This is a genomic window from Bradyrhizobium niftali, from assembly GCF_004571025.1.
In the GTDB taxonomy this organism is placed as follows: Bacteria; Pseudomonadota; Alphaproteobacteria; order Rhizobiales; family Xanthobacteraceae; genus Bradyrhizobium; species Bradyrhizobium niftali.
In genome coordinates this window covers 1-25726 of record NZ_SPQT01000028.1, presented here as the reverse complement: position 1 = coordinate 25726, position 25726 = coordinate 1, and the positions used below count along the sequence as shown (strand labels likewise).

Here is a 25726-nt window from a genome sequence, read left to right as displayed (position 1 = left end):
CCAAATGCGAGAATAACCAGTGACCGACCATTGCCGCCTTTGCCATTCGACCAACCTGCGACCGGTCATCGACCTCGGACAGATGCCGATTGCGCATCGACTTCGGCACAGCCGGAACGAGCAGGAGGAACGGTATCCGTTCGAGGTGCTCGCCTGCGGCGATTGCGGTCTGCCGCAGATCGTCAAGCCGATCGATCCCGACATCCTGTATCGCCAGTTCAACTACAATTTCAGCAGCTGGAAGCCTGAGCCGCACCAGGTCGACGAGCTCGATACCATCGCGAAATTCTCGAGCCATCAATCCGTGTTCGAGATCGGCTGCAATGACGGCCTGTTCATGGACAAGCTGCGCGAGCGCGGCGCGAAGGTTTTGGTCGGCGTCGAGCCCAACCCGGTGTCGGGCAAGATCGCCCGTGAGCGCGGCATCAAGGTCTATGCCGACATGCTCAGCCCGGAGATGGCCCACGACGCGGTCGCTCAGGCCGGCAAGTTCGACCTCGTCGTATCGCGCCAGGTGCTCGAGCACATCGTCGATTTCGAGAACTTCTTCGCTTGCGTGAAGATCGCGCTGAAGGAGGACGGGCTGCTGTTCATCGACGTGCCCGATTTCGCACCCGGTTCGACGGCAGGCGATCTCTCGGTGCTCTGGGAGGAGCACGTCAGCTATTTCACCGAACCGACCCTGGTCGCGCTGCTGGCGCGCCACGGCTTCGAGACAGTGTCCGTGAAGAAATACAATTTCAGCGGCGGCAGCCTCGCGATCGCGGCCCGCCGTGCGACGCGCGACGTGACGCCGCCGCCCGCCCCCGCAGGCGTCGGCGAGAAATTCGGCCAGCGCGCGAGGGAGTACGGCGCGCGTCTCCGCCCGATCCTCGCCAAGGCCCGCGCCAACGGTGCCGAGATCGCCATCTACGGCGCGGGCTGCCGCGCCTGCACCTTCACCAACGCGCACGAACTGGCTGATCTCGTCGACCTCTCGGTCGACGACCAGAAGGAGCGCCAGGGGCTGTTCCTGCCCGGCACCGGGATTCCGATCCGTTCGCCGGAGGAACTCGCCGGCAAGTCGGATGCGCTCGTCTGCCTTCTTGCCGTGAACGAGGAGAACGAAGCCAAGGTCAGCAGCCGGCTGCGCGAAAACGTGAAGCGCCCGCTGCACATCGTCTCGATCTTCGCGCCCTCCGATATCTGGAGCGAGCTCGACCGCCTCGAGGCGGCCGCAGGGTCGCGGCATGGCTGAGGACAAGCTCTTCAACTACTACGAACGTCAGGACGTCCTGCCGACGTTCGGGAATTTCAAGTCGGCCGCCGAACTCGCGGCCTATGCGGGCCAGCGCCGCGAACTCTTTGTGGACAAGCTGGTGCTGCCTCCGCGGCTGTTCCGCGACGCCGAGGTCCTCGAATTCGGTCCTGATTCCGGTGAGAACGCGCTGGTGTTTGCCGGCTGGGGCGCGAACATGACGCTCGCCGAACCGAACCGGCATGCGCACTCGAAGATCCAGGCCTACTTCGCGCATTTCGGCCAGGCCGAACGTCTTCGCGAACTCGCATTGTCCGACGTCGAGGGGTTTCGCAGCGACCGCCGTTTCGACATCATCGACGCCGAAGGGTTCATCTACACGGTGCAACCGAGCGAAAAATGGCTCGGCATCTTCCACCGGCTGCTCAATCCGGACGGTTACGCCGTCGTTTCCTATTACGAACGTTATGGCGGCTTCTTCGAGCTCGCGCTCAAGGCGATCCATGCCGCCGGCAAGGCCCTGACGGGCCGCCCCGCGCCGGAGACGGCGAAGCTGCTGTTCGAGCCGAAGTGGAACAGCATTCCGCACACCCGCAGCTTCGAATCCTGGCTGATGGACGTGCTCGAGAATCCGTTCGTGCGGCACCGCTACTTCCTCGATGCGGAGGCCCTCTGCACGGCGGCGCACGAGCAGGGATTCTACATCCATTCGGCATGGCCCGCCTATCGCGACAGCCTGGACGTCTACTGGCACAAGAAGGTCCTGTCGGCGGACGAGAAGCTGCGTCGCGCCACACGCCATCTCGACCGCAGCCGCCTGAGCTTCCTCGGGGGACGGAAGCTCTATCTGGTCGGCCAGGCCGACGCGGTGAGCGCGATCTCGGCTTCGATCGAAGCGCTGGTGCTCGATGTGGACCGAATGATCGACGAGCCCTTCGGCGACAGCCTGCCCCGCGTGATCGCGAGCCTCGCCTCGTTACGCGAGACGATCCTGACGACGGATATTCTCGCCGACGATGCTTCCGACGTCGAAGCCATCACGGCAACGCTCGACAGTTTCCATCGCATCTTCAGCGCGATCGGACGACGGGATGCGTCCGCGGTTGCCGCCCTCACCCAGTCGGATCCGGCGTTCATCGGCACCTGGGGACAGCCGGCGCATTTCCTCGTCGTCCGGAAGCGCTTCGAGGGATCGTAGCCAGTGAGGCCAGGCATTGGCATCATCGGAACGGGCATGGTCGGCCAGATGTGCCACCTCGCCAATTTCGCCGCCAATCCCGCCTGCCGCGTCGTTGCGATCGCCGATCTCCGGCCTGACCTGGCGGCCGCCGCGGCAAAGAAATTCGGCATCCCACGGACCTACGGCACGCACCGGGAGCTGCTCGCGGACAGCGCGGTATCCGCCGTCGTCGTCGTGACCAAGCGTCGCGCCACCGGCCCGATCGTGCTGGATGCGTTGAACAGCGGCCGGCACGTGCTGTCGGAGAAGCCGATGGCCTACACGACTGTTCAGGCTGCGTCGCTGGTCGAAGCCGCGCGGCGACAGCGCCTCGTCTACAGCATCGGCTACATGAAGCGTCACGACGCCGGCGTGGCGCGCGCGCTGGCCGAACTGAGACGTCTGCGCACAGACGGCTCGCTCGGACGCGTTGTCGGAGCAAGAGGCTGGTGCTTCGGCGGCGACACCGGCCGATCGCACGACAATTTCGTCATGACCGGCGAAACCCGTCCGGACGGGCTCGAGCTCTGGCAGGATGGTCCCGACTGGATGCCGGGCACGATGCGGCCTGGCTACGACAATTTTCTGAACGTGTTCAGCCATATCATCAATCTCGCGCGCTACGTGCTCGGACCGGCGCCGGCAGTCGCCGAAAGCACCCTCGAGAACTCGGGAGCTGCGCGCATAACCCTCGACTTCGACGGCGTCGCGTGCACGCTGGATCTCGTGAATGGATCCGTAGGTGCCTGGCGCGAGGGATTGACGATCGATTTTGAGCGGGGCGCATTGAGCATCGAATTGCCGCCGCCCTTTGCCGAGCAGGAGGCAGAGGTCATCCTCGACCAGGGCGGACAACGCACGCGGCTGGTGCGCGAGGGGAGCTGGGCGTTTCGGCGTCAGGCCGACGCCTTCGTCGCCGATATCGTCGAACAAGGAACGCCCCTGGCCTCCGGCGAAGATTCTGTGGCCGACATCGCGCTCGCCGAGGCGATCTGGAAGCGGCGCGTCAGCGGCTAGGCGCGGCTACGGCCATCAGATCTGCGCGTTGATCTGCTCCAGCTTGGCCTCACCCACGTCCCGGTCCCCGTGTCGATCTCGATCAGGTTCCCGCCAACGCCGGGCCGACCCCCGCACGCTGATCCCCGGCCGAGGGCCCCGATCGCGGGCAACGAGCGCGTGCGCCTGCCGGGGCGATCTTGTCCCCATCCTGCCGATATCTAGTCTAAATGGTTGATTTCGCTGGCAGGAGTGGCAGGGCTCGAACCTGCGACCCCCGGTTTTGGAGACCGGTGCTCTACCAATTGAGCTACACTCCTACGGACCCTGCGTCGCCTTAGGATCACGGCCGCTTTCAAGCACAGGGGACAGCCGGATTGCAAGGGAGAAGCGCGCTGCCTTCGCTTGTTTGTGCCGCGCCTTCTGGCCACAGTTCGCTCCCGATAATAATCTGCCCCCGGGAGTGACCATGACCGCGACAGCCGCCCTTAGCCCCGCCACCGCGCCGAAAACACCGCCTTTGCCTGAAGCCAAGCCCGAGACGCTGGGCCTGTCGCGGCCGCGCCTCCAGGCGATGTCGGACGCCTTCAAGCGCGAGATCGACAAGGGCACCGTCCCCGGAATCACCGTGCTGGTGGCCCGCCGCGGCCAGGTCGGCTGGTTCGAGGCGCTGGGGCGCCAGAGCCCGGCCCTATCAGCGCCGATGGCGCTTGATTCGATCTTCCGGATCTTCTCGATGAGCAAGCCGATCGTCTCGGTCGCCGTCATGGCCCTGGTCGAGGACGGCCACCTCCTGCTCGGCGATCCCGTTGCCAAATTCATCCCGGAATTCGCCGACCAGAAGGTCGGCGTGGTCAGCGGCGGCAGGCTGGACCTGGTTCCACCGAGGCGCCCGATGACGGTGCAGGACCTGCTCCGCCACACCTCCGGCCTGACCTACGAGCACCAGGGCGACGGCCCGGTGCACAAGATCTACCAGGACTCGCGGGTGCGCAGCCGCAAGATCACCAATGCCGAGCACGCGGCTCTGGTGGCGAGCTTCCCGCTGGTCTGCCACCCCGGCGACGAGTTCAACTACAGCCGCTCCACCGACATCCTCGGCCGCATCATCGAGGTCGTCAGCGGCAAGCCGCTCGGCGCGTTCTTGACCGAGCGCGTCCTGGCCCCGCTCCAGATGGCCGAGACCGGCTTTGCCACCTCGGAGGCCAATGCCAACAGGCTCGCCGAGCCGTTCGCGGCCGATCCCTGGACCGGCGACAAGGTCGCGCTGTTCAACATGCTGGAACAGCCGGTGATGGAATCCGGCGGCGGCGGCCTCGTCTCCACCACGATGGACTATGCCCGCTTCGCGCTGATGCTGCGCAATGGCGGCACGCTCGACGGCAACAGGATCATCGGCCGCAAGACGCTGGAGCTGATGGCCTCCGACCACCTCGGGCCCGAGGTGAAGACCAACGGCACCCTGCTCTCGCCCGGTCACGGCTTCGGCCTCGGCTTCGCCGTGCGCCGCGAGGCCGGCATCGCGCCCTTCCCCGGCAGCGTCGGCCAGTATTTCTGGAGCGGCATTGCGGGGACGTTCTTCTGGATCGACCCGAAGGAGGATCTGTTGGCGGTGTTCATGAGCCAGGGCCCGGGCCAGCGCGATTACACGCGCACGCTGGTGCGGGACCTGGTGTACGCGGCGGTGGATTGAGGCGCGGCGCTTACACGCAACGCTGCGTCTCCACACTCACCGTCATGCCCCGCGAAGGCGGGGCATCCAGTACGCCGCGGCCATCGTTGGAGAACTCGCTCTCATCACATCCGCTGCGGCGTACTGGATCGCCCGCATTCGCGGGCGATGACACCGATGAAGGGGCGACGCAATCGCCCCTTCCCGCGCAAGCGCCTCAGCTGATCGTCGCGCCGCCGTCGATCACCATGGTCTGGCCGGTCATGAAGTCGCCGGCCTTCGAGCCCAGGAACACGGCCGCGCCGGCGATCTCGTCGGGGATGCCGATGCGGAGCAGCGGCGAACGCGAGGTCGAGGCCTTCAGGTTCTCCGGATTGTCCCACAGCGCCTTGGCGAAATCGGTCTTGATCAGGCCGGGCGCGATGCAGTTCACGCGGATGTTGTGGTTGCCGTATTCGCAGGCGAGGTTGCGCGCGAGCTGCATGTCGGCGGCCTTCGAGATCGCATAGGCGCCGAGGATGGTCGAGCCTTTGAGGCCGCCGATCGAGGAGACGATGATGATCGAGCCGTCCTTCCGCTCGATCATCTGCGGCACCACCATCGAGATCAACCAGTTGTTGGCGACGATGTTGTTGTCGAGGATCTTTCTGAACTGATCGTCGGAAATGCCGGCGAGCGGACCGTAATACGGGTTCGATGCGGCGTTGCACACCAGCACGTCGATCTTGCCGAAGGCGCGGTTGCTCTCGTCGATCAGGTTTTGCAGATTTTCCTTCGAGGAGATGTTGGCGGCGATCGCGACCGCGGTGCCCTTGCCGAACTTGTCGTTGATCCCCTTCGCGACCTGGTCGCAAACATCGGCCTTGCGCGAGGAAATCACGACCTTGGCGCCGTGCTCGGCCATGCGCTCGGCGATCGCAAGCCCGATGCCGCGCGTCGAGCCGGTGATGACGGCAACTTTCCCCTTCATGTCGAACAAGGTCATGTTTCTCTCCCAGATTGATCTTCGTATTCAGTGTCGTTACGCGGCGATGCGAAGCATCGAACTATGGTGCGCAGTTGCGCACCTGAGGTCTGGTCCTTCGGACCATCCCGGGATGACAACTCACTCAGGCGAGCTTTTTGACTTCAGGTCCCGCAAGCTGGTGCATCTCGGCGTGCGCATCATCCGCAATCCACGGCTGCTGATTGACCATCGGCAGCCGCCAGACCTTGCGCTCGGGACTCGCAAAATAGTCGAGCCGCGTCACCGAGCAATTGTCGATGTCGAACGACAGGCCCCGCTCCGGCTGGCCATCGAGCGCGAGCCCAAGCGCGGCCTTGATGGTGCCGCCATGCGCGACCGCGATGATGTCCTGCCCCGCCGCCTCAGTGTTGATCCGCTCGATGGTGCGGCGCGTGCGGTTGTAGAGATCCATGAAGCTTTCGCCGCCGGGCGCGGGCTCGTTGATGTCGGCGAACCAGCTCGTGCCGACGGGACGGCTGGCGATGAACTGGGCGCGGTTCATGCCCTGCCAGCGACCGAGATTCTGCTCGGCAAGGTCCGCTTCCCACTTCATCGATGCAGGCCTTGGAAAGCCGGCCGCCCAGATCGCTTCGGCCGTTTGATGCGTCCGCATCAGATTGCTCGAATACCAGACCGCCTTGCGTGGCAGCACCTTGGCAACAGCATTGAACACATAGGTGTCGCTGGTGTCGCAGGCGATATCGCTCTGTCCGTAGATGTTGCCGCCGTCATTGCGCACAGGCGCGTGACGGACCCACCACCACCGTGTCGTGACCACATTCGGCTTGTCTGCGCCTGCCATCGAAACCCTTCCATCCCGTGTAATGTCGCTGTACGTCAGGTGTGAACGTGTCTCAAGACACTTTACCGTTTGAAACCTTGTTTGAAATTCCGTCGCGCGGCAAGCGTCGTGCGCGAGCCAAAGGGAGAAACGCATGGGCCGCCTTCAAGACAAATCCGTCATCATCACAGGCGCAGGCAGCGGCATCGGCCGCGCCGCTGCGCTGCTGTTCACCAGGGAAGGCGCCAGGCTGATCGCGGTCGATCGCACCGAGGCGGTGAAGGAGACCGTCGAGGAGGTGAAGAAGGCCGGCGGTGTCGCGGAAGCGATGGTCGCGGATGCGGGTTCCGAGAAGGATGTGATTGCGGTCATCGACAAGGCGGTGAAGACGCACGGCCGGCTCGACGTGATCTGGGCCAATGCCGGCGTCTCCGGCGGGCTCGTCCCGCTCGGCGAGCAAACCGTCGAGCACTGGCAGGAGGTGCTGCGCGTCAATCTGATCGGACCGTTCCTCGCGGTGAAGCACGCGATGCCGCACATGGTGAAGCAGCAGTCCGGCGCGATCGTGCTGACCGCGTCCGTCGCCGGCCTCAAGGCCGGCGCCAGCGGCCATCCCTATGCGGCGAGCAAGGCCGGCGTGATTTCCCTGGTGCAGACCACCGCCTATTCGCTCACCGGCACCGGCGTGCGTATCAACGCGGTCTGCCCGGGCCTGATCGAAACCGGCATGACGAAACCGATCTTCGACCGCGCCAAGGAGCGCGGCACCCAAGACAAGATCGGCCAGCTCAATCCGCTGAAGCGCCCCGGCCAGCCGCACGAGCTCGCGGCGATGGGACTGTTCCTGGCCAGCGACGAAGCCTCGTATGTCAACGGCCAGGCGTTCCCGGTGGACGGCGGCCTGACGGCGTCGATGCCGTATACGGGCAAGCCGGTTTAACACACAGTGTCGTCCCGGCCCCTCGTGCGCAATTGCGCACTAGGCCGGGACGACGATGGGGAGATAGTTGGCGCAACTGCAACAACACCGTCATTGCGAGCGGAGCGAAGCAATCCAGAGTCCCTCCGCGGAACGATTCTGGATTGCTTCGCTGCGCTCGCAATGACGGAGTGCGGGAGACAACACGCGTCCCTCTCGTGTCCCGGACGCGCTGCAGCGTTCTTACGCTGCTGCGCAGAGCCGGGACCCAGAAGGCCACGCAAACCGCCGACGCGTGGGCCCCGGCTCTGCAGCGCACCGTCGAGCTGGACGATGCTTCGCATCGCCAGGGTAGCGCTGCGCTGCGTCCGGGGCACGAGACCGTTGTTCATCGATAGACATAGCTGTTCATCCTCGCGGCGCGTTTCGCCCGAGCTTTGCTTCGTCGCCTGCCCTCAGATGAAAGAGGGCGCAGGGAAGGCCGGGAGCCGGTTGGCTCCCATCGGCCGCCATGCCAAACGCGGATTGCGCTACGATGCACAGCGGGGAAACAGGGCAACCGGAGCATCCCGGCCTTCCCTGCGCGGATGGTTGGAACGGCTTATGTCGTGCTCTCCCCGGGGAGCGATGCACTATTGCCCCCGTCGCCTTGCGGATGGGATGCGCGCGGTCCGGTCGGGCCGCACCCATCACCGCAAGACTTGGCGCACAGACCCCGGGCGCCAGGACGACACGATTTGGCCGTACGCCGATCACACCGGTCGTGCGCGCGATGCTGTCGCTCACGGTTGCCCGCCCTGCGATGCCTTTCGCGCCGATGTGACCCACGTCCACCGCCGCCCGGCCCGCGTTCGTGACGATCGCGATACGCCCCTCTTCTTGGGCCGGAGTGCGCGCACTATCCGCCAATTCCGAATTTCGGTAAAGTGGAATCTTTTTGCGACCGCGCGTTGACCGGCATTTTGCGTGTCTTGCCCGTCGGGCAACGCAAGGGCTTGTAGATGCGTAGGGTGGATTAGCCGAAGGCGTAATCCACCTCTTCTGCTTCCGCGGAGAGAGACAGTGGTGGGTTACGCCTTCGGCTAACCCACCCTACGAGATCGAGTTGTCCCGGGTATCGCTCCGCTCACCCGGGCTACGAAGCCGACGAAGCAAGCGCGGCGACAAAGAGCGCACACCCCACCACCGACGCAACCGTCCGCACGTGGTTCCAGAACGTCCAGTCCTTCAGATAGGCCGCCCACACGGCACCAGCCTCCGGCGCGGATGGCTGCACCGCGGCGAGCGCGTTGTTGAGCGGGACGTTGAACACCATCGTCACGACGAACATGCCGATGACATAGAGGCCGCCGCCGGCGATCATGCTCACTGCCCCCGGCTCGCTGATGCGCAACGTACCCATCACCACCAGCGCCGCGCCTGCCACGGTCGTGCCGAGAAACAGCGGCATGAACAGCGAGCGTACGATGTCGACATTGATCGCGTTCATCGCCGCGATGCCGGCCGCCTGGCCGAGCCGGCCAAACGCGGTCATGATGAAGGTCGAAAAGGCGAAATAGATTCCGGCCATGAGGCCGCAGCCAATCGCCGAAAACCAGAGCAGTCCGGTCGTAAAAACCTGCCGCATGCCGCAGCCCCCTCAAATACGATAAACTCTCGCATTTGATAAATGCGATAAACTCTCTTATTTCTGACGTCAAGCGCGGGTAGCGGGAATCAGCATGCCGGAACGGAAAAGCAGGACGGACAAGAAGACGACGCACGCGGCCGCGCGACGCGCGCCGCTGGTGCCGACGCAGGAGCGAAGCCGGGAACGCTTCGACCGCATCCTGACGGCTGCGGCCGAGATCCTCACCGAGAAAGGCAGCGACGCCTTCCGGATGAGCGACATCGTCGAGCGCACCGGCATCGCCTTCGGCTCGCTCTATCAATATTTTCCGGACAAGAGCACGGTGATCGGGACGCTCGCCGAGCGCTGCAATGCCATCGGTCGCGAATGCGTCCAGCGCGACCTCGCCGAGATGAAGAAGCTATCCGACCTGCACCCTGCGCTGTGCCGCATCACCGACGGCTATAACCAGATGTTCCGCGAGCATCCTGTGATGCATCACATCTGGCAGGCGACGCAGGCCGACCGTAGCTTGCAGAAGATCGACGGGGAGGATGTGGCCTATCTCGCCGGCCTCCTGCGCGAGGCACTCAAGTGTGTCGCGCCGAAACAGCCCGCCACCGCCCTCACCTCCTTTTCGCAACTGGCGATGATCCAGATCGCAGCCGCGGTTCGTCACGCCATCGCCTTGCCGCCGGCGGAGGCGCGGCGTACGCTCGACCTGTTCAAGCGAATGCTGCCGAAAGACCTCTCCGCGCTCGGCTGAGGTTCGGCGAAAGCACCCTTCGCGATCGCGATTTGCCCGAACCGCCACTCCGTTGGTATGTTTCGTGCAAGCGGCGAAGCCGTCCTCCATCTCATGAACGAGACAATGCCCAACCCGATTTTCCCGAGTTCACGACCCGATCGCATTCGAAATCTCCTCGCCGACCTCGTCGGCTTCGACACCGTCAGCGACCGCACCAATCTGCCCTTGATCGCCCATATCGAGAGCTATCTCGCCTTCCTCGGCGTCAAGGGCGAGCGCATCACCGACGAGACCGGACAGAAGGCCTCGCTGTGGGTCACGATCGGGCCGGAGGACCGCCCGGGCCTCGTGCTGTCGGGCCATACCGACGTCGTGCCTGTCGTTGGCCAGGACTGGAGCCACGATCCGTTCAAGCTGGTCGAACGCGACGGCAGGCTCTACGGCCGCGGCACCACCGACATGAAGGGTTTTGTCGCGGTGTGTCTCGCCATGGTGCCGGAGATGCTGGAGGCCAGGCTCAAGACGCCGATTCACCTCGCGATCTCCTATGACGAGGAGATCGGCTGCGTCGGCGTGCGGCCGATGCTCGGCGAGGTCGCCAAGAAGAAGGTCAGGCCGCTCGGCGCCTTCATCGGCGAGCCGACGCAGATGCAGGTCATCATCGGCCACAAGGGCAAGCACGGCGTGCGCGCCACCTTCCGCGGTCTCGCCCGCCACTCCTCGATCGCGCCCGACGGCGTCAACGCAATCGAATATGCCGCTGAGCTGATCGTCGAGATCCGCCGCCGCGCGGTGCTGCTCGCAGGCAAGAGATCAACGGACAGCCTTTACGACGTTCCGCACTCGACGCTACTCACCAGCATCGTCCATGGCGGCGCCGCGCTGAACATCGTGCCTGATACCTGCACGGTGGATTTCGAATGCCGCGGCATCGGCATCACCGAGTCGCGCGAGGTGACGGATGCGATCGTCGCCTGGGCCAAGGCCGAGATCGAGCCGGCGATGAAGGCGCGGCATCCCGACTGCGGCATCGATTTCGAGGAAATCCTCGACTATCCCGCGCTCGACACCGCCGCCGACGCGCCAATCGTCACGCTGGCCAAGAGCCTCGCCGGCCGCAACGACCACGCCAAGGTCGCCTTCGGCACCGAGGCGAGCCTGTTCGCCAGCATGGCCGACATCCCCTCGGTGGTGATCGGCCCCGGCGCGATTACGCAGGCGCACACGCCGGACGAGTTCGTGGAGATGTCGGAGCTGTTGAAATGCGCGGGCTTCGTGGAGAAGCTGATCGCGCATTGCGCGAAGGGGTAAGGCTTCTCCTCGTCATTGCGAGGAGCTCTTGCGACGACGCAATCCAGCGGCTGCTCGATTCAAGCACTGCAGCCTCTGGAATACTGGATTGCCCGCCTTCGCGGGCAATGACGTTAGGGAGTGTGGGGACGACGCATAACCCGCATGAGCGACTTGTCCGCCGTAGCTCGAAGAGCGAAGGCGGAAGCGACATGCGGGACCACCTGCCCCGGATATCGCTGCGCTCATCCGGGCTACGGGAGCGCGTCGCGCCTCAGCGCTCCTGCAAGGCCAGCCGCACGCCGACGGCACAATAGATGGTCCCGACCACCTTGCCTTGCCACTTCACGACGGCCGGATGGCGGCGCAGGAAATTGCCGAGACGACCGGCCCCCACAGCGAACACGACGGTGCTCAACAAGCCGAGCAACACGAAGACGATGCCGAGGACCGCAAGCTGCAGCGCGGTCCCGCCGTGTTCGGGCCGGACGAACTGCGGCAGGAACGCCAGAAAGAACAGCGCCGTCTTGGGATTGAGCACCTCGGTCAGCACGGCCTCGCGGAATGCGCGACCTGCGCTGATCGTGGGCGCTCCGCCGTTCAGCGCGACCGGTGCCTTGTCAAGCATGGCGCGAATGCCAAGGTAGATAAGGAACGCGGCCCCCGCATATTTGACGATGCTGAAGAGGAGCGCCGAAGTGGCGATGATCGCCGAGAGGCCGACGATCGCCATGCTGGTGTGGATCACGTCACCCGCCGCAATCCCCGCGCCTGTCGCGATACCCACCTTCGTTCCGGAGCTTGCGGCGCGCGCCATGGTGAGCAGCGTGGCCGGGCCGGGAATGAAGACGAAGCCGAGCACGATGAGGATGTAGGTGATGAGGGTGGTGTGGTCGATCATGGGCGTGGTCCCGAGGGCTGTTAGCGTAACAGGCTGAGCGAGGGCGAATAGTCCACCGGCACGAGCGGGCGATCCTCGATCTGACCGACCATGAGCCCATGCTCGGCGTGAGTGATCCGCTTGATCTCGGCCCATTCGGCGTCCGCCATGAACGCCGCCCACGCCGAAATCCTGGCGGCCTCGTCGGGCCACTCCAGGAGATAGGCGAATTCGGTGCGGTCGCCGTGTCGCGTCTCCCACATCGCCACGATCCGGAAGCCATATCTGGTTCGCATGATGCGGGCTGCGTGATCGCGAAACCGGGCGTGGAACGCGGCCTTGTTCTTCTCGAAGATCTCGTAGATGCGCAGTTGCTGGATCATGATCAGTCTCCGTGCCCTGCGGAGATAGGAGCGGGGCGCGGGATGTCAAAGGTCGCGATGTCGTAGCCCGCATGAGCGCAGCGACAGGCGGGGACCGCTGTCCCGGGTATCGCTTCCGCCTTCGCTCTTCGAGCTACGCGGACAAGTCGCTCACCCGGGCTACGAAGCTAATCCGCCCTACGGACCTTGCGCGAACCACTCGCGAGGACTCCGAGCTCCATCCCCGTCATTGCGAGGAGCTCTTGCGACGAAGCAATCCAGACTGCCGCCGCAGAAAGACTCTGGATTGCTTCGCTTCGCTCGCAATGACGGAGGCTGCCGGAGCATCCACGAACCACACGAGCAAAAAGGCACGGCCATCAGCCGCGCCTTCATAACTCCTACACCGCCCCCGCCTTCTGCGCGTATTCCCACGATGCCTGCGACAGCGGCACGGTGCGCTTGGCGGATTCGAGCGCCTTGGCGTTGGCGGCGGTGCCGTCGCGGACGCGGCCGGCGATTCCCTGCGTGATGCCGGCGAGGCGGAACAGATTGTAGGCGAAGTACCAGTTGAGATCAGGCACCGTCATCTTGGTGACGTTGCAATAGATCTGCGCGGCCTCTTCCACGCTCGGAATGTTGAGCGCCTTGAGGTCGGCGCCCTGCAGGCCCGGCATGATCCACTGCATGAGCAGATAGGTGAAGTCGGCCATGGGATCGCCGAGCGTCGACAGTTCCCAGTCGAGCACGGCCTGCACGCGCGGTTCCGTCGCGTGGAAAATCATGTTGTCGAGCCGGTAGTCACCGTGCACGATCGAGACGCGCGCCTGTTCCGGCACCGTCTTGGGCAGCCATTCGGCGACCTTCTCGAACTCCGGAATGTGCTGGGTTTCGGAGGCCCGATACTGCTTGGTCCAGCGGTCGATCTGGCGCGCGAAATAGTTTCCGGGCTTTCCGAACTCACCGAGGCCGATCGCGACGGGATCGAACATGTGGAGTTTTGCCAGCGTCTCGATCTTGCTGGTGAAGATCTTGCGGCGATCTTCCGGCGTCTGGCTCGGCAGCGTCGGATCCCAGAACACCCGGCCGTCCTCCATCGACATGATGTAGAAGGCGGCGCCGATGATGCTGTCGTCCTGGCAAAGCGCGTAGGCGCGCGCGACCGGAAAACCCTGTTTTCCAAGGGCTGCGATGACGCGGTATTCGCGATCGACCGCGTGCGCCGAGGGCAGCAATTTGCCGAACGGTTTTCTGCGCATCACGTAGGAACGCTTCGGCGTGTTCAGCCGGTAGGTCGGGTTGGACTGGCCGCCCTTGAACTGGAGGACGACCAGCGGTCCCTCATAGCCTTCGACGTTGTCGCGCATCCACGCCTCGAGGCGCAGCTCGTCGAAACGATGCCGCTCCTCGACCGGCTTGGTGCCCGAGAACTCCTCGTCTTTCCTGACGCCGTCGGCCACGATGACGCTCCCTCTTCAGTCCTGACCATTTCAGGTCGAGCATGATCCTAATCGGTAACCGCTGACGCACTTGCGTCAAGCGGTCACCCAATCATGCCCTGTCGTTTCTTCAAATCGGGAGCGCCAACCGGCACGCCCTCTTAATGACTGGCGGAGTTTGCATACTTCCGAACTTCAAGTCTGGCAATGGCGCGGTTATGCACCTCGTCCGGACCGTCGGCGAGACGGAGCGTGCGGATGTGGGCGTAGTCCTTGGCAAGCCCGGCCTCGTCGGAGACACCGGCGCCGCCAAAGGCCTGGATCGCCTGATCGATGATCTTCAGCGCCATGTTGGGGCCAGCGACCTTGATCATGGCGATCTCGAGCTGCGCCGCCTTGTTGCCGACCTTGTCCATCATGTCGGCGGCCTTGAGGCACAGCAAACGGTTCATCTCGATGTCTGTGCGCGCCTCGCCGATGCGCTGTTCCCACACCGAATGCTCGATGATCTTCTTGCCGAACGCGGTGCGCGAAGAGAGCCGCTTCACCATCTTCTCCAGCGCCTCCTCGGCCTTGCCGATGGTGCGCATGCAATGGTGGATACGGCCGGGACCGAGGCGGCCCTGCGCGATCTCGAAGCCGCGGCCTTCGCCGAGCAGGATGTTCTCCTTCGGCACCCGCACGTTGTCGAGCAGCACCTGGGCATGGCCGTGCGGCGCGTCGTCGAAGCCGAAGACGGGGAGCATCTTCTCGACCTTGATGCCTGGTGTGTCGAGCGGAACCAGGATCTGCGACTGCTGCTGGTGCTTGGCGGCCTTCGGATCGGTCTTGCCCATCAGGATCGCGATCTTGCAGCGGGGATCGCCGACGCCGGACGACCACCATTTGCGGCCGTTGATGACGTAGTGATCGCCGTCCTTCTCGATGCGGGTCTCGATGTTGGTGGCGTCGGACGAGGCCACTGCCGGTTCCGTCATCAGGAACGCCGAGCGGATCTCGCCGTCCATCAGCGGCCGCAGCCATTTGCGCTTCTGCTCCCTGGTGGCGTAGCGGATGAACACTTCCATGTTGCCGGTGTCGGGCGCGGAACAGTTGAACACTTCGGAGGCCCAGGTGATGCGGCCCATCTCTTCCGACAGCAGCGCGTATTCGAGATTGGTCAATCCCGCTCCGCGGAATTCATCGTCCTCATGCTCGGACGGCGGCATGAACATGTTCCAGAGGCCTTCGGCCTTCGCCTTCTTCTTGAGGTCCTCCAGGATCGGGATCACCTTCCAGCGCTCGCCGGTGCGATCCTGCTCGTCATAGACCGGCACCGCCGGACGCACGTGCTTGGCCATGAAGGACCGCACGCGGTCGAGCCATTCCTTCTGCTTGGGGGACAGATCGAAATCCATGGGACGCTCCTCGTTTTCTCTCTTCGAACCGGTTTTGCGCCGGACTGTCCTCCCGCCGCGCACGGCCCGCAAGCGTGAATGCGCGCGCCCTGCGAAGCTTCAGGCCTGATCGCAGTTGCGAACGAGTCCCGATTGCGGATTGACTTTTCCCGGCCTTCAAACGATAGTTTCATACAACTGTTTGAATTGCAACTCCCTCGGCACTTCGCGCCCTCCTCGTCATTCCGGGGCGAGGCGAAGCGTCGAACCCGGAATCCGGAAGTTGCGGCGCGAGTTTCCGGGTTCGCGACGATGTCGCGCCCCGGAATGACGGGATAAAGAGCCATGGCCAGCGATCATACGAGGTCTGCCATTCTCGCCGCCGCCGAACGGCTTTACGCCGATCGCGGCTTCGGCGACGTGACGCTGCGCGACATCGTCGCGGAGGCCAATGTCAACCTCGCGGCGGTGAACTATCATTTCGGCTCGAAGGACGAATTGATCGCGGAACTGTTCGTCTCCCGCTCGATCGCCACCAACCGCGAGCGCCTGCGCGAATTGAAGGCGGCGGAAGAAGAAGGCGGCGGCCGCGCGCCGATCGAGGTGATCCTGCGCGCCCTCGTCGGCCCGACCTTGCGCGGCTGCCTCGGCCCCGAGAACCAGCGCTCGACGGCGGCGCGCTTCATGATCCGCGCCTCGATCGAATCCGTGCCGCCGATCCGCCGCATCAAGAACCGCGAGATCGATCATTTGCGCAAATTCGTCGGCGCGATGCGCAGGTCCCTGCCCGACCGCAGCGACGTCGATATCTACTGGGGCCTCAACTTCGCGCTCGCCATGGCGCACCACACCATCCGCGAGAGCGAGCGGCTGACGAAACTGTCGGAAGGCAAATGCGACCTCGACGACGTCGAGGACGTGGTTGCGCGCGTGGTCAGCGTGGCGACGATGGCGCTGACCGGTGCCGAAGCCACGAGCAAGCCGGCCGCCCGGCCGATGGCTGCGAACGGGCGGCTGACACGGCAGGATTTGTGAGAACGTGCCGACGAAGAAGGGCGTCCGGCGAGCTGGCGGCACGACGGCAAGACTCGATCGGGGGCTGGATCGACCGAGTCTTTCGCCGCGTCCTCACCAACTCGCCTTCAGCGCCCCCATCCCGGAATAGCTCTGACCGAGGTTCGAGAATTCGCCGGTGACGCGCGCCGACACCTCCCACCAGCGATTGAGCGCCAGGCGCGAGCCGAGATCGAGCCGTGCCGAGTCGGAGGCGGCACTCGCACCGGCGATCGTGAACGCCGACACCGGCACGGTGACCAACGATGCCGTGATGGTGCGCGACGGCCGAAATTCGTGCACCCAGGCGGCGTGCACGAATGGGCTCCACACCATGCCGTTGCCGAACGCGACGCGACCGTCGAACTTGGCGCCGAGGAACGTCGGCAGCGACGTGACGCTCTGCGCGGCGTAGCTCAATCCGAGTACGCCGGGTGCAGCACCGGCCGTGCTGGCTTCGGTGTAGGCGCCCTGCCACAGCCGTGCGGCCTGGATCGCGGCGAACGGCGTCACCGCAGTAATGCCGAAGTCGAAGGAGCGGCCGATCTCCAGCCTTCCGCCAAGCTGGTCGCTCCCGAATGACCCCTGCGCGGTTTCGGTGGTGCCGACGCCGGTGATGGTCCGCGTCGTGGTGTTGCTGAAATGGCTATAGGCGATCTGCGCCGAGAGATAGTTGGCGCCGAACCGCTGCATCGCATAGGCGCCGACATGGCCACCCTCGAGCCTGCCCGACGTCGCGCGATCATCGACGGAGAAAGTCGCGCAGGAGCCGCCGGCCGCCATGCCCAGCAGGAGATCGGGATTGACGAGGTAATCGACCCCCATCGCGCCGCCGGCGGCGCGGTTGCTGAGGCTCGCGCTGCCGAGGCTCGCATCGCCCGCGAGCTGCTGCCCGGCACCGAAGCCGGCGGCCCAGGCGTTCCATCGCGGCTGCGCCATCGCCGGCGCCTTCAGGGCCGCGAACGCCGACGCAGCCGGGCCGCGCGGTTGCTCCGCAGCGTAGCCAAGCGCAGCGTCGCTGGCGCCGCCGCCGCGGTTGCCGGCGCGCCAGGCTTCCATCTGGCCCTCCATGGTCTGGCCGAACAGCACGCCCGAATTGAACGCGGTGTTCTGGGTGCCGCTGGTGCCCTCGCCCGAGAGCTGGTCGAGCACGCGCAGCGAACCCGCCTGCAGCAACTGCGCGTAGAAGGTCGCGGTGGCGCCGGTCAGCGCTGTCGAATAGCCGGCCTCGAGCGCATTGCCGATCGCGCGCTGGTTCTGGGTCTCACCCGCGACGGCGCCAAAACCCTGGCGCGTCAATATCAGGTCGATCGAATTGGCGTTGTAGGTCGCGGCCGCGTTGAAGAAGGCCGACGACGAGGTGACGGTCGCAAACCGACTATTGACGGAGGCGCTGGTCGCTAGGACGTCCTTGTAGGTTGTTGTCGTCCCGTACAGCCCCGCCTGGACCACGGCACGCAAGGTGCCGTTGAGGTTAACCTGGGTGCCGCCCACCCACACACTGTCGTGAAGGCCGGTATTGTCGACCCGCAGCGCCAGGGTGCCTTGAGCTGTCTGAGTGAATGAGGTGGAGAAGCCGAAGTTACCCACAGCAAGCGCCGTCCCCGGATCCGTGATGGTGATCAACCCGGCATTGATCAGGCTGTCGCCCGACCCCATGAGTTCGATCCGCCCGTCCAGCGTACCGTTGTTGGTGACGCTGTTTCCGCTCGCTAGAAAAGCAAAGGAGCGCAGCGAGTAGCCGTCCGTACCGCCCCTGACCGTGCCGTTGTTAACCACCGTATTGTTCTGGCTATCGATAACAACCCCCAGTCCGTCGGCGCCGGTCGCAGCGATCAAGCCACTATTGGTCACCGTGTTACCGGCGCCGCTGATACTGACACCCACGCCGTTGGCGCCGGCTGCCGTGATCGTGCCGGTGTTGGTGAGAGCGTTGCTGTACAACAGGAAGACACCTGCGCCGTTGGCGCCGGTGCTGCTTCCGACCGTGATGGTCCCTGAATTCAGGATCGTGGCGCCGTCGGCTGCAATGCCGTAGGCCGTGCCGCTCAGGCTGATCGTGCCGGAATTGATCGCCGTGTTGCCGGCGCCGATCAGGAGGAGGCCGGTCGTGCTTTGCGCCGTCGAGCTGATCGTCCCGGCGTTGGTTAGAATATTGTTCTGGCCGGCCACGTCCATGGCGGTGGACGACGTGCCGAGAATCATCGTGCCGTTGTTGGTGAAGACGTTGTTGTCGATCCCCTTTATGCCCTTGCTACTGTTGCCGACAACGATGGCGCCGTTGTTGATGGCGGTGTTGCCGCTGTCGACATCGATCGCCTTCTGCGCATTGCCGACGTCGATCGACGCGCCCGATTGAACGGTGATGGCCAGGTTTTTTTCCGCCCCAGTGCCGAAGCCGGTATTGGTGGCACCGCTACAGGTGACGGTGCTGCCGGATTGGACGCACGCGGCAACCGCCGGCCCCGCCGGCATCGCAACCACCGTGGTCAGCGACAGCACGAATGGCGCGGCCAGGGTCAACGATCGTTCGGGGCGCGCCTTCGCCCTGGATACCGGCAAGTTCATAGTCGTCATCCGCGCCGCGCCATTCGTCGATGTCATCCGTCATTCCCAAGTCTTGCGGCCGAAGCAGCCGTCGCTTGCAAACTGGCCTGACGAGGCGCAACTGTCTTGGCGCAACCGGCACGGGACATCGGCCCATACGGCACAGCGGTGGTTTCTCGGCCGGTTGTGACACTCGCACCACCATCCCGTGGACCGCGATTGTCTCAGACGGAACGCCGGGAGGACCATGCGGAACAGGTTCCGCCGAACGGTCGCGCGCTGTACCGGTCGTCCAGCAGCCACGGGCGGATCGAATTGAACGCGCTGGCGAGAGCCTGCGTCTTAAGGAGGTGGTGGCCACCATTCCGCAGGGGACAGATGCAGGATACCGGATTATTTCGAGCGCAGATATCTACCCGTGACTTTCCCGAAGAGAAGCGAATCGACAGGTGGCGCGAGATCTTCGGGCGCAGCGTGACCAATGCCGATATGGAGCCGCTCGGCGACGCGCCCTTCCATGCGAACGTGACCTTCAACCTGTTGCCCAATATCAGGATCGCGGCCGGCTCACATTCGCCAGCGCATTATCGCCTCTCGAAAGAGATGGCGTCGCGCGCCGGGAACGTTGTGGTGATCGCCCTGCTGCGCAGCGGCGCTGCTTCGTTCACCCAGTTCGGCCAGGAATTGATCGGCGGTGTCGGCGGTGCCGTGGCGCTCACGATGCAGGCACCTTCAACGACCACGCTACTCACGGAGGGCAACTTCATCAGGCTAGCATTTGAGCAGCCGGCCCTGGCCGCATTGGCCCCGAACTATGCGGCCTCCTTCGGCAGCATTCCGCCCAACAGTGCAGCCCTGAATCTCCTGACCCGCTATGTCGACGTCGTCCGCAACGACGACGCCCTCGGCGAGCCGGCGCTGATGCAACCCGTGGCCAACCATATCCTCGATCTCGCGGCGCTCACACTCGGCGCGAGTGGCGACCACGCCGAGTTCGCGCGGCAGCGCAGTGCCACGGCGGCGCGGCTTGCCAGCATCAAATCGGACATTCTCCACGCGCTCAGCCGCAGCGATCTATCGACCGAGATGATCGCCGCGCGCCACGGCATCTCGCCGCGCTACGTGAGAAAGCTGTTCGAACTGAGCGGCTCGTCATTCTCCGCCTACGTGCTCGCCGAGCGGCTGGCGAAAGCACGGCGCATGCTGATCGACCGGCGCCACGCTCAACTCAACATCACCCAGATCGCGCACGAAAGCGGGTTCGGCGACGTCTCCTATTTCAACCGCGCCTTCCGCCGCCACTTCGGCGCCACGCCCTCCGACATTCGCGCGGCGGCAAGACCGGCGTGGTGAGCGGCCAACGGCTCTCGCGTCGATCGCCGACCTCACATCATCGCGATGCAGTCGATCTCGACGTCGAAGGGGCCGAACCATTCCGGCGTGCAGACGAAGATCCGCGCCGGCGGATCGATCGGGAAATAGCGCGCATAGACCGCGTTGAACGCGGCGAAGTGCTTCGTCGAGGTGCAGTAGACGTTGCACTTCATGACGTTGTCGAGGCTCGCGCCCGCGGTTTCCAGGCACAGCCTCATCTGGTCCATGATGATCTCGCTCTGCCGCTCGATCGGCATCTCCGCGAGCTCGCCCGTGGCGGGATCGAATGGCGGCAGACCGGCGACGAAGATCATGTTGCCGGCGCGCGTCACCGGCGAGGTCGGCGCCTTCCAGCGGTCGAGATAGGACGAGATCGGTTCGACGCGGAGCGCTTCGCGTTTCATGGCCGCCACCTTCGGTTCGAGCGAGATTGGCGCCTTGCTACATTACGTTGCAGCCGGCATGTTTCGCTTCTGATCGAAGTGTGGTCGTCGCGGGATCAGGCCCGCTGCGGCATCTCCTCGGCCTCTTCCTTGGCGAGCAGCAGCAGCATCTCGATACCCATTTCGCCTTCCTGCGGCGAGCGGATGAACTTTATTTCGTCGGCGCTTTGCCGCAGCGCGGCAATGATGGCTACGGCCTGATTGGCGGTTGCCGCCTCGGTCGCCAGAACTGATTTCTGGTTCTTGGACTGAAACCCGATCGTATAGGACATGCACTTCCCTCCCGGAACTCGCAGGGAGATCGAATCAGAGTCGGGCGCGAAGCGGAAGCCTGTGTGAGTACGGACCGGGTTTATCTGGGGATTGCGCGCAAGCCTCAGGCAAGGCCGAGCATCGCGCGCGCCTCATTCGCAGTCGCGACGCTCCCACCCAGGCTCTTCAGGATGCCCGCGGCATGCGCGACCAGCTCGGCATTGGTCGTTGCCAGCACGCAGAGCAGCTGCGCCCCCGCCCCCGCTTGAATTCCGGCCTCTCCCCGCACGCGGGGAGAGGCCGAGAAGGAAAAAGGTCAGATGATACCCTGCTGCTTCAGCGTCTCGATCTTCCCCGCATCATAGCCGAGCTTGCCGCCGAGCACCTCCTGGGTGTGCTCGCCGAGCAGCGGCGGGGCGCGGTAATTCTCGATCGGGGTCTCCGAGAAGGTCAGCGCGTTGCGGATCAGCGACAGCTCCGGCTCGAACTTGTGCTCGGTCTTCACCCGCATGCCACGCGACTGGACGTGGGGATCCGAAAACACCTGCTCGAAATTGTTGATCGGACCTGACGGCACGCCGGCCTCCTCCAGCTTGTCCAGCCAGTAGGCCACCGGCTGCTTCAGGAACAGGCCGGCGAAGATCGCCATGATCTCCTTGCCGTGCACGACGCGGTCGTTGTTCTTGATGAAGCGCTTGTCGCTGGCGAGCTCGGGCGCGCCGAGCACGGCGCAGGTACGCTGGAACTGGCCGTCATTGCCGACCACCAGCATCAGTTCGCCGTCGGTGCAGCGGAACACGCCGGCCGGCATGCCGCCATTGCCCCAGGTGCCACGGCGCGGCGGCGTCTTGCCGTTGACGAGGTAGATCTGGAGCCAGTGGCTGAGCGAGGCAATCACGGTGTCGAGCAGGCAGACGTCGAGATGCTGTCCGACGCCCCCATTGGCGTCGCGATGGTAGAGCGCCGAGAGAATGCCGATCGAGGAATTCATGCCGGTCATGTAGTCGACGATCGACGGGCCGACCTTCATCGGGCCCTCGCCCGGCTCGCCGTCGATATGGCCGGTGACGCTCATCAGGCCGCCCATCGCCTGCAGGATGGCGTCATAACCGGCGCGCGGCGCGTAAGGTCCGGTCTGGCCGAAGCCGGTCACGGAGCAATAGATGATGCCGGGGTTGATTGCCTTGATGGTCTCGTAGTCGAGGCCGTAGCGCTTGAGATCGCCGACCTTGTAGTTCTCCATGAAGACGTCGACGTCCTTGGCGAGCTCGCGGATGATCGCCTGCCCCTCGGGCTTGGCGATGTTGACCGTGACCGACTTCTTGTTGCGGTTGGCGCAGAGGTAAAACGAGTTGTTGTTGTTCGCCTTGCCGTCAGGGTCGGTCAGATAAGGCGGCCCGAAGGCGCGCGCGTCGTCGCCGGTGCCCGGCCGCTCGATCTTGATCACCTCCGCGCCGAGATCGCCCAGCATCTGGGCCGACAGGGGCCCAGCCAGCACGCGGGTGAGGTCAAGGATCTTGATGCCTGAGAGCGGCAGGGCCGACATGTCGATTTCCTCCGGGGAACTGGATCTTGGCGCGGCGGCCCGAGCGCTGAGGTTCGGCCGCGGCCGCGCTCCCTGCGGATACACCATTTTCGCAGCCTGAGCACTGCACTGGTGGCATGCCGCCATCCCCCGCTCCGGCGGCGCCAACCAGCCGACGGTTTGGATTTCCGCGTGGCGGATATCGCGCGGCCGAGCAATGAGGCGCTAGAACCTGACGCTCACGCCGCCACGTACCGACTGAAAGCGCGGATGCTGCTCGTAAGTTCCGAGGACAGCGGGCCAATCAAAGCGCGTGGTGCCGAAATCGCTGTAGCGATATTCCAGCCGTGCCGTGACGCGATCGGTCAGCGCCGCCTCGCCACCGGCGCCCACGGTCCATCCGGTCTTCGCAATATTGGCGTCCACGGACGGGATTGCCACGGGATCATCCGCATTCCAGTGGTACTTCAGCTCGGTGAACGCGACACCGCCCGTCACATACAGCAGCAGGCGCTCCGCCGGTGTAAAGCCGAGCCGCCCGCGAACCGAGGCTTCCCAATCCTTGCGAGCGCTGAACACCAGCCCGAAACCAGGGGATACAACGTCACTGACCCGGCCGACATCCACATCGCCCTCGATGCCGAGCACCAGCCGGTCAAACTGATGATTGTAGCCGACATGCACGCCGCCAAAGCCGCCGCTCGGCCTGAAATCCTGGCTGAAGCCGGTCGGCGGGCCGCCGAGGGCAAACTCCGTGGTGCGGTCGCGGCTCCATTCATAGCCACCCTGGGCGCCCGCATAAAAGCCGGTCCAACTGAGAGGTGGTATGACGACAGCGCTCGGCGCTTTCACGGGCAAGTCGGCAGCATGCGCAGCGGCCGCGGTGCAGATCAGCGCGGCGAGGCAGATCAACGTGCGATTCATTGCAAATTCCAGCCCACAGGAATGACGGGCCTAACTTTAGCGGGTTCCCTTCGGTTTTGCTGTTGCGGCCGTGCGACACTCGATGAAAACGAGAAGGCGGCAGGCAATGCACGGCGACTGAGGCGAGGCGAAGCAACTGGCCGCGGCCGCCAACGCCCGCGCCGAGGCGTTGGCTGCCAAGCTCTACCAGGTCGAGATCTGGGCGCGCGACGAATTTGTCCGCAAGTCGAGCTTTGAAACAGTTGTCGCGCGCGTCGAGCGCGGTTTCGTCGATCTCAAGACGGAGATCTCGAACCGGCTGGACAAGATGGCGGACAAGATCGACCACATAGGACCGCGGTGATGAAGCTCGAGCCAAGCATCCTCTACCAGCAGCACGCTTTCAGCGTTGGCCTCCTCAAGATCCTGGTGGCCGCGGCGATCGTACTGGCGCTGTTATGCCTCGTCGCGACCATCCGTGAGGTGCGGGATCGCCCGTCGAGTGCCGCGGGCTGGCTCGGCGGCGCCGCGATCGTGGCGATCGTCGCCGGCGTCATGGTCTGGCACATGGCCGCGGCAACTTCAGCTTACCAACGCAAAGCGGAAGTCTCCCGCCTTGGAACGTGTTCGGCGGCTTGTGTGAAGGGTTTCGGATGCCGGCCGCTTGAGGGACAGCGCGGCGTATTCGGGGGCCGGCGTCCGAAACCCATCACAACAGCAGACATCCTCACATCGGAACTATGATTTCGCAAGCAAGCCCGTCTTTGCGCCAGTCAAAGCGAACTTCCCCCTTCTGCTGGACAATCATCTGTTCGATGATGCGGCTACCAAGTCCTTTTCGCGTAGGTTTGTGCGCGACTGGACCACCCGTCTCCGTCCAGCGTAGTCGCAATCCACCGTCAACTGCGTGTGACCATTCCAGGCGGACTTGGCCGTCGGGTTTGGACAAAGCACCGTATTTCGCGGCATTGGTCGCTAATTCATGCAAGGTTACCGCAACAGCCTGAGCGGCGTCTGGCGCTAACAGGGTTTGTGGACCATCTATGAACGTTCGCTTCTCATCGAAATATGGAGCTAGTTCCTGTGTCGCAATCGCCGATATCTCGGCACCGATCCAACGCGTTGCCGCGAAAAGCGAGCAAACGTTTGCTAGTGCCTGGATGCGTCCCGCGATTATCTCTTTGAGACCTTCTGGCGAACTCGACTGAGAAAGATTGACCGTTGCCATCGCGTTCGCGAGTAAGTTCTTGCTGCGGTGCTCGGCCTCCCTTGCCAGAGTCACGATCAACTCCTGATTTTTCTTCTGCTCAGTAATGTCCCTCGCAATCTTTGATGCGCCGACGACCTTGCCGTTTGCATCTTTGACAGGAGAAACGGTCAGCGACACGACGATCAAGCTGCCGTTCTTGCGTTGCCGAACGGTCTCAAAATGGTCGATGCGCTCACCTCGTCGGAGGCGCGTTAAAATCTCACGTTCTTCGCTTCGCCGATCCTGAGGGATTACAAGAGTGATGGGCTGACCAATGGCCTCGCTGGCAGAATAGCCGAAGATGCGCTCAGCACTGATATTCCAGCTTGTAATGACGCCATCGAGATTCTTGCTAACAATCGCATCATCGCTGGACTCGACTATGGAAGCCAGCCAACGCAACCGCTGTTCGCTTTCGCGAAGAGCTGCTTCGAGCTCCCGAGGCGTGGCCGCAACTCCCAGATTGTTCTTCTGCGTCATTAGCACCACCAGACACGCCCCAGCGGCAATACTATAGTGCAGCCAAGCGATGGAGTTTAGAGGTCTGTTAATGGGATGGTCCGGCCGTGCTCCTGCCCCGCCAGCGATAAGCTGGCCAGGGGCGCCAAGACAGGGAGCACGCCATGTCCCAGACACCCAGTACCGCGATCGCCGTGATCGGCATCGATATCGGCAAAAACTCGTTCCACGTCGTGGGCCACGATACGCGCGGCACCATCGTGCTGCGGCAAAAGTGGTCGCGTGGCCAGGTGGAGGCGCGGCTCGCCAATATGCCGCCTTGCCTGATCGGCATGGAAGCCTGCGTCGGCGCACATCATTTGAGCCGCAGACTCGCATCGTTAGGTC

General features: G+C 64.2%; 25 protein-coding genes, 1 tRNA gene and 1 pseudogene. 12 read left to right on the top strand and 15 right to left on the bottom strand.

Annotated features, from left to right (window positions below):
• Positions 1-19: 19 nt before the first annotated feature.
• Genes E4K65_RS35400 through E4K65_RS35390 form a run of 3 tightly spaced genes read left to right on the top strand, consistent with a single transcriptional unit; the run spans position 20 to position 3473 of the window.
• Positions 20-1237 carry a class I SAM-dependent methyltransferase gene (locus E4K65_RS35400; RefSeq protein ID WP_135178071.1) on the top strand — a complete coding sequence of 406 codons (1218 nt, stop codon included), beginning with the start codon at positions 20-22 and terminating at the stop codon, positions 1235-1237.
• Positions 1230-2435, top strand: coding sequence for a class I SAM-dependent methyltransferase (locus E4K65_RS35395; protein ID WP_135178070.1), 1206 nt, complete (start codon positions 1230-1232; stop codon positions 2433-2435). The genes E4K65_RS35400 and E4K65_RS35395 overlap by 8 nt, the downstream gene beginning before the upstream one ends.
• A 3-nt stretch (positions 2436-2438) precedes the next feature.
• Entirely contained in the window at positions 2439-3473 is a 1035-nt protein-coding gene (locus E4K65_RS35390) for a Gfo/Idh/MocA family protein (protein ID WP_135178069.1), read from the top strand.
• A 223-nt stretch (positions 3474-3696) separates the two neighbouring features.
• Here E4K65_RS35390 and E4K65_RS35385 read toward each other — a convergent pair.
• Positions 3697-3772, bottom strand: a tRNA-Trp gene (locus E4K65_RS35385).
• Positions 3773-3921: 149 nt separating this feature from the next.
• On the opposite strand from E4K65_RS35385, the gene E4K65_RS35380 reads away from it, so the two are divergent.
• The gene (locus E4K65_RS35380) at positions 3922-5145 is read left to right on the top strand and encodes a serine hydrolase domain-containing protein (protein WP_167771410.1); all 1224 of its coding nucleotides are present in this window, start codon (positions 3922-3924) and stop codon (positions 5143-5145) included.
• Positions 5146-5341: 196 nt separating this feature from the next.
• Here E4K65_RS35380 and E4K65_RS35375 read toward each other — a convergent pair whose 3' ends face one another.
• Positions 5342-6109 carry an SDR family NAD(P)-dependent oxidoreductase gene (locus E4K65_RS35375; protein WP_135178068.1) on the bottom strand — a complete coding sequence of 256 codons (768 nt, stop codon included), beginning with the start codon at positions 6107-6109 and terminating at the stop codon, positions 5342-5344.
• A gap of 124 nt (positions 6110-6233) precedes the next feature.
• Positions 6234-6932, bottom strand: coding sequence for a histidine phosphatase family protein (locus E4K65_RS35370; protein WP_167771409.1), 699 nt, complete (start codon positions 6930-6932; stop codon positions 6234-6236).
• A 133-nt stretch (positions 6933-7065) separates the two neighbouring features.
• Between E4K65_RS35370 and E4K65_RS35365 the strand changes: the two genes are divergently transcribed.
• A complete protein-coding gene (locus E4K65_RS35365) occupies positions 7066-7851 on the top strand; it encodes an SDR family NAD(P)-dependent oxidoreductase (protein WP_027549159.1) in 786 nt (261 codons plus the stop codon).
• Positions 7852-8965: 1114 nt separating this feature from the next.
• On the opposite strand, the gene E4K65_RS35355 is transcribed toward E4K65_RS35365, so the two are convergent.
• Positions 8966-9457 carry an anthrone oxygenase family protein gene (locus E4K65_RS35355; protein ID WP_135178066.1) on the bottom strand — a complete coding sequence of 164 codons (492 nt, stop codon included), beginning with the start codon at positions 9455-9457 and terminating at the stop codon, positions 8966-8968.
• 94 nt (positions 9458-9551) lie between these two features.
• On the opposite strand from E4K65_RS35355, the gene E4K65_RS35350 reads away from it, so the two are divergent.
• Both E4K65_RS35350 and argE read left to right on the top strand, forming a co-directional pair.
• Positions 9552-10205, top strand: a complete 654-nt coding sequence (locus tag E4K65_RS35350; RefSeq protein WP_135178065.1) for a TetR/AcrR family transcriptional regulator — start codon at positions 9552-9554, stop codon at positions 10203-10205.
• A 105-nt stretch (positions 10206-10310) separates the two neighbouring features.
• Positions 10311-11498, top strand: a complete 1188-nt coding sequence (gene argE / locus E4K65_RS35345) for an acetylornithine deacetylase (protein WP_135178064.1) — start codon at positions 10311-10313, stop codon at positions 11496-11498.
• 253 nt (positions 11499-11751) lie between these two features.
• On the opposite strand, the gene E4K65_RS35340 is transcribed toward argE, so the two are convergent.
• From E4K65_RS35340 to E4K65_RS35320, 4 genes are all read right to left on the bottom strand, one after another.
• Positions 11752-12378: a LysE family translocator gene (locus tag E4K65_RS35340; protein ID WP_135178063.1), complete on the bottom strand. Its 627-nt coding sequence runs from the start codon at positions 12376-12378 to the stop codon at positions 11752-11754.
• Between the two features lie 20 nt (positions 12379-12398).
• On the bottom strand, positions 12399-12740 hold the full coding sequence (locus E4K65_RS35335) for an NIPSNAP family protein (RefSeq protein WP_135178062.1): 342 nt from the start codon (positions 12738-12740) through the stop codon (positions 12399-12401).
• 380 nt (positions 12741-13120) lie between these two features.
• A complete protein-coding gene (locus E4K65_RS35325) occupies positions 13121-14179 on the bottom strand; it encodes a phosphotransferase family protein (protein ID WP_135178060.1) in 1059 nt (352 codons plus the stop codon).
• 140 nt (positions 14180-14319) lie between these two features.
• Complete coding sequence (locus tag E4K65_RS35320) at positions 14320-15555, bottom strand: acyl-CoA dehydrogenase family protein (protein ID WP_135178059.1); 1236 nt, start codon at positions 15553-15555, stop codon at positions 14320-14322.
• Between the two features lie 324 nt (positions 15556-15879).
• On the opposite strand from E4K65_RS35320, the gene E4K65_RS35315 reads away from it, so the two are divergent.
• On the top strand, positions 15880-16569 hold the full coding sequence (locus E4K65_RS35315; protein ID WP_135178058.1) for a TetR/AcrR family transcriptional regulator: 690 nt from the start codon (positions 15880-15882) through the stop codon (positions 16567-16569).
• A 93-nt stretch (positions 16570-16662) separates the two neighbouring features.
• On the opposite strand, the gene E4K65_RS35310 is transcribed toward E4K65_RS35315, so the two are convergent.
• On the bottom strand, positions 16663-19191 hold the full coding sequence (locus E4K65_RS35310; RefSeq protein WP_135178057.1) for an autotransporter outer membrane beta-barrel domain-containing protein: 2529 nt from the start codon (positions 19189-19191) through the stop codon (positions 16663-16665).
• Positions 19192-19260: 69 nt separating this feature from the next.
• Here E4K65_RS35310 and E4K65_RS35305 point away from each other — a divergent pair, with 69 nt between their 5' ends.
• Entirely contained in the window at positions 19261-20487 is a 1227-nt protein-coding gene (locus tag E4K65_RS35305; protein WP_135178056.1) for an AraC family transcriptional regulator, read from the top strand.
• Between the two features lie 32 nt (positions 20488-20519).
• On the opposite strand, the gene E4K65_RS35300 is transcribed toward E4K65_RS35305, so the two are convergent.
• From E4K65_RS35300 to E4K65_RS35280, 5 genes are all read right to left on the bottom strand, one after another.
• Complete coding sequence (locus E4K65_RS35300) at positions 20520-20912, bottom strand: RidA family protein (RefSeq protein ID WP_167771408.1); 393 nt, start codon at positions 20910-20912, stop codon at positions 20520-20522.
• Between the two features lie 95 nt (positions 20913-21007).
• On the bottom strand, positions 21008-21223 hold the full coding sequence (locus E4K65_RS35295; RefSeq protein WP_027549147.1) for a hypothetical protein: 216 nt from the start codon (positions 21221-21223) through the stop codon (positions 21008-21010).
• A gap of 104 nt (positions 21224-21327) precedes the next feature.
• Positions 21328-21441 (bottom strand): 3-keto-5-aminohexanoate cleavage protein, encoded by a 114-nt coding sequence (locus tag E4K65_RS35290; protein ID WP_235885868.1) that lies wholly within the window; start codon positions 21439-21441, stop codon positions 21328-21330.
• A 78-nt stretch (positions 21442-21519) separates the two neighbouring features.
• Positions 21520-22749, bottom strand: coding sequence for a CaiB/BaiF CoA transferase family protein (locus E4K65_RS35285; protein WP_135178054.1), 1230 nt, complete (start codon positions 22747-22749; stop codon positions 21520-21522).
• A 204-nt stretch (positions 22750-22953) separates the two neighbouring features.
• Entirely contained in the window at positions 22954-23652 is a 699-nt protein-coding gene (locus E4K65_RS35280) for an outer membrane protein (RefSeq protein ID WP_135178053.1), read from the bottom strand.
• A gap of 169 nt (positions 23653-23821) precedes the next feature.
• Here E4K65_RS35280 and E4K65_RS47805 point away from each other — a divergent pair, with 169 nt between their 5' ends.
• Together E4K65_RS47805 and E4K65_RS35275 are read left to right on the top strand one after the other, a co-directional pair.
• Positions 23822-23995 carry a hypothetical protein gene (locus E4K65_RS47805; protein ID WP_167771407.1) on the top strand — a complete coding sequence of 58 codons (174 nt, stop codon included), beginning with the start codon at positions 23822-23824 and terminating at the stop codon, positions 23993-23995.
• A complete protein-coding gene (locus E4K65_RS35275; RefSeq protein ID WP_135178052.1) occupies positions 23995-24375 on the top strand; it encodes a hypothetical protein in 381 nt (126 codons plus the stop codon). Before E4K65_RS47805 ends, E4K65_RS35275 begins: the two co-directional genes overlap by 1 nt.
• On the opposite strand, the gene E4K65_RS35270 is transcribed toward E4K65_RS35275, so the two are convergent.
• Positions 24359-25360 carry a PAS domain S-box protein gene (locus tag E4K65_RS35270; protein ID WP_135178051.1) on the bottom strand — a complete coding sequence of 334 codons (1002 nt, stop codon included), beginning with the start codon at positions 25358-25360 and terminating at the stop codon, positions 24359-24361. The two genes, E4K65_RS35275 and E4K65_RS35270, sit on opposite strands and share 17 nt — an antisense overlap.
• 143 nt (positions 25361-25503) lie before the next feature.
• Here E4K65_RS35270 and E4K65_RS35265 point away from each other — a divergent pair.
• A pseudogene (locus tag E4K65_RS35265) lies at positions 25504-25726 on the top strand (IS110 family transposase); the annotation flags it as partial.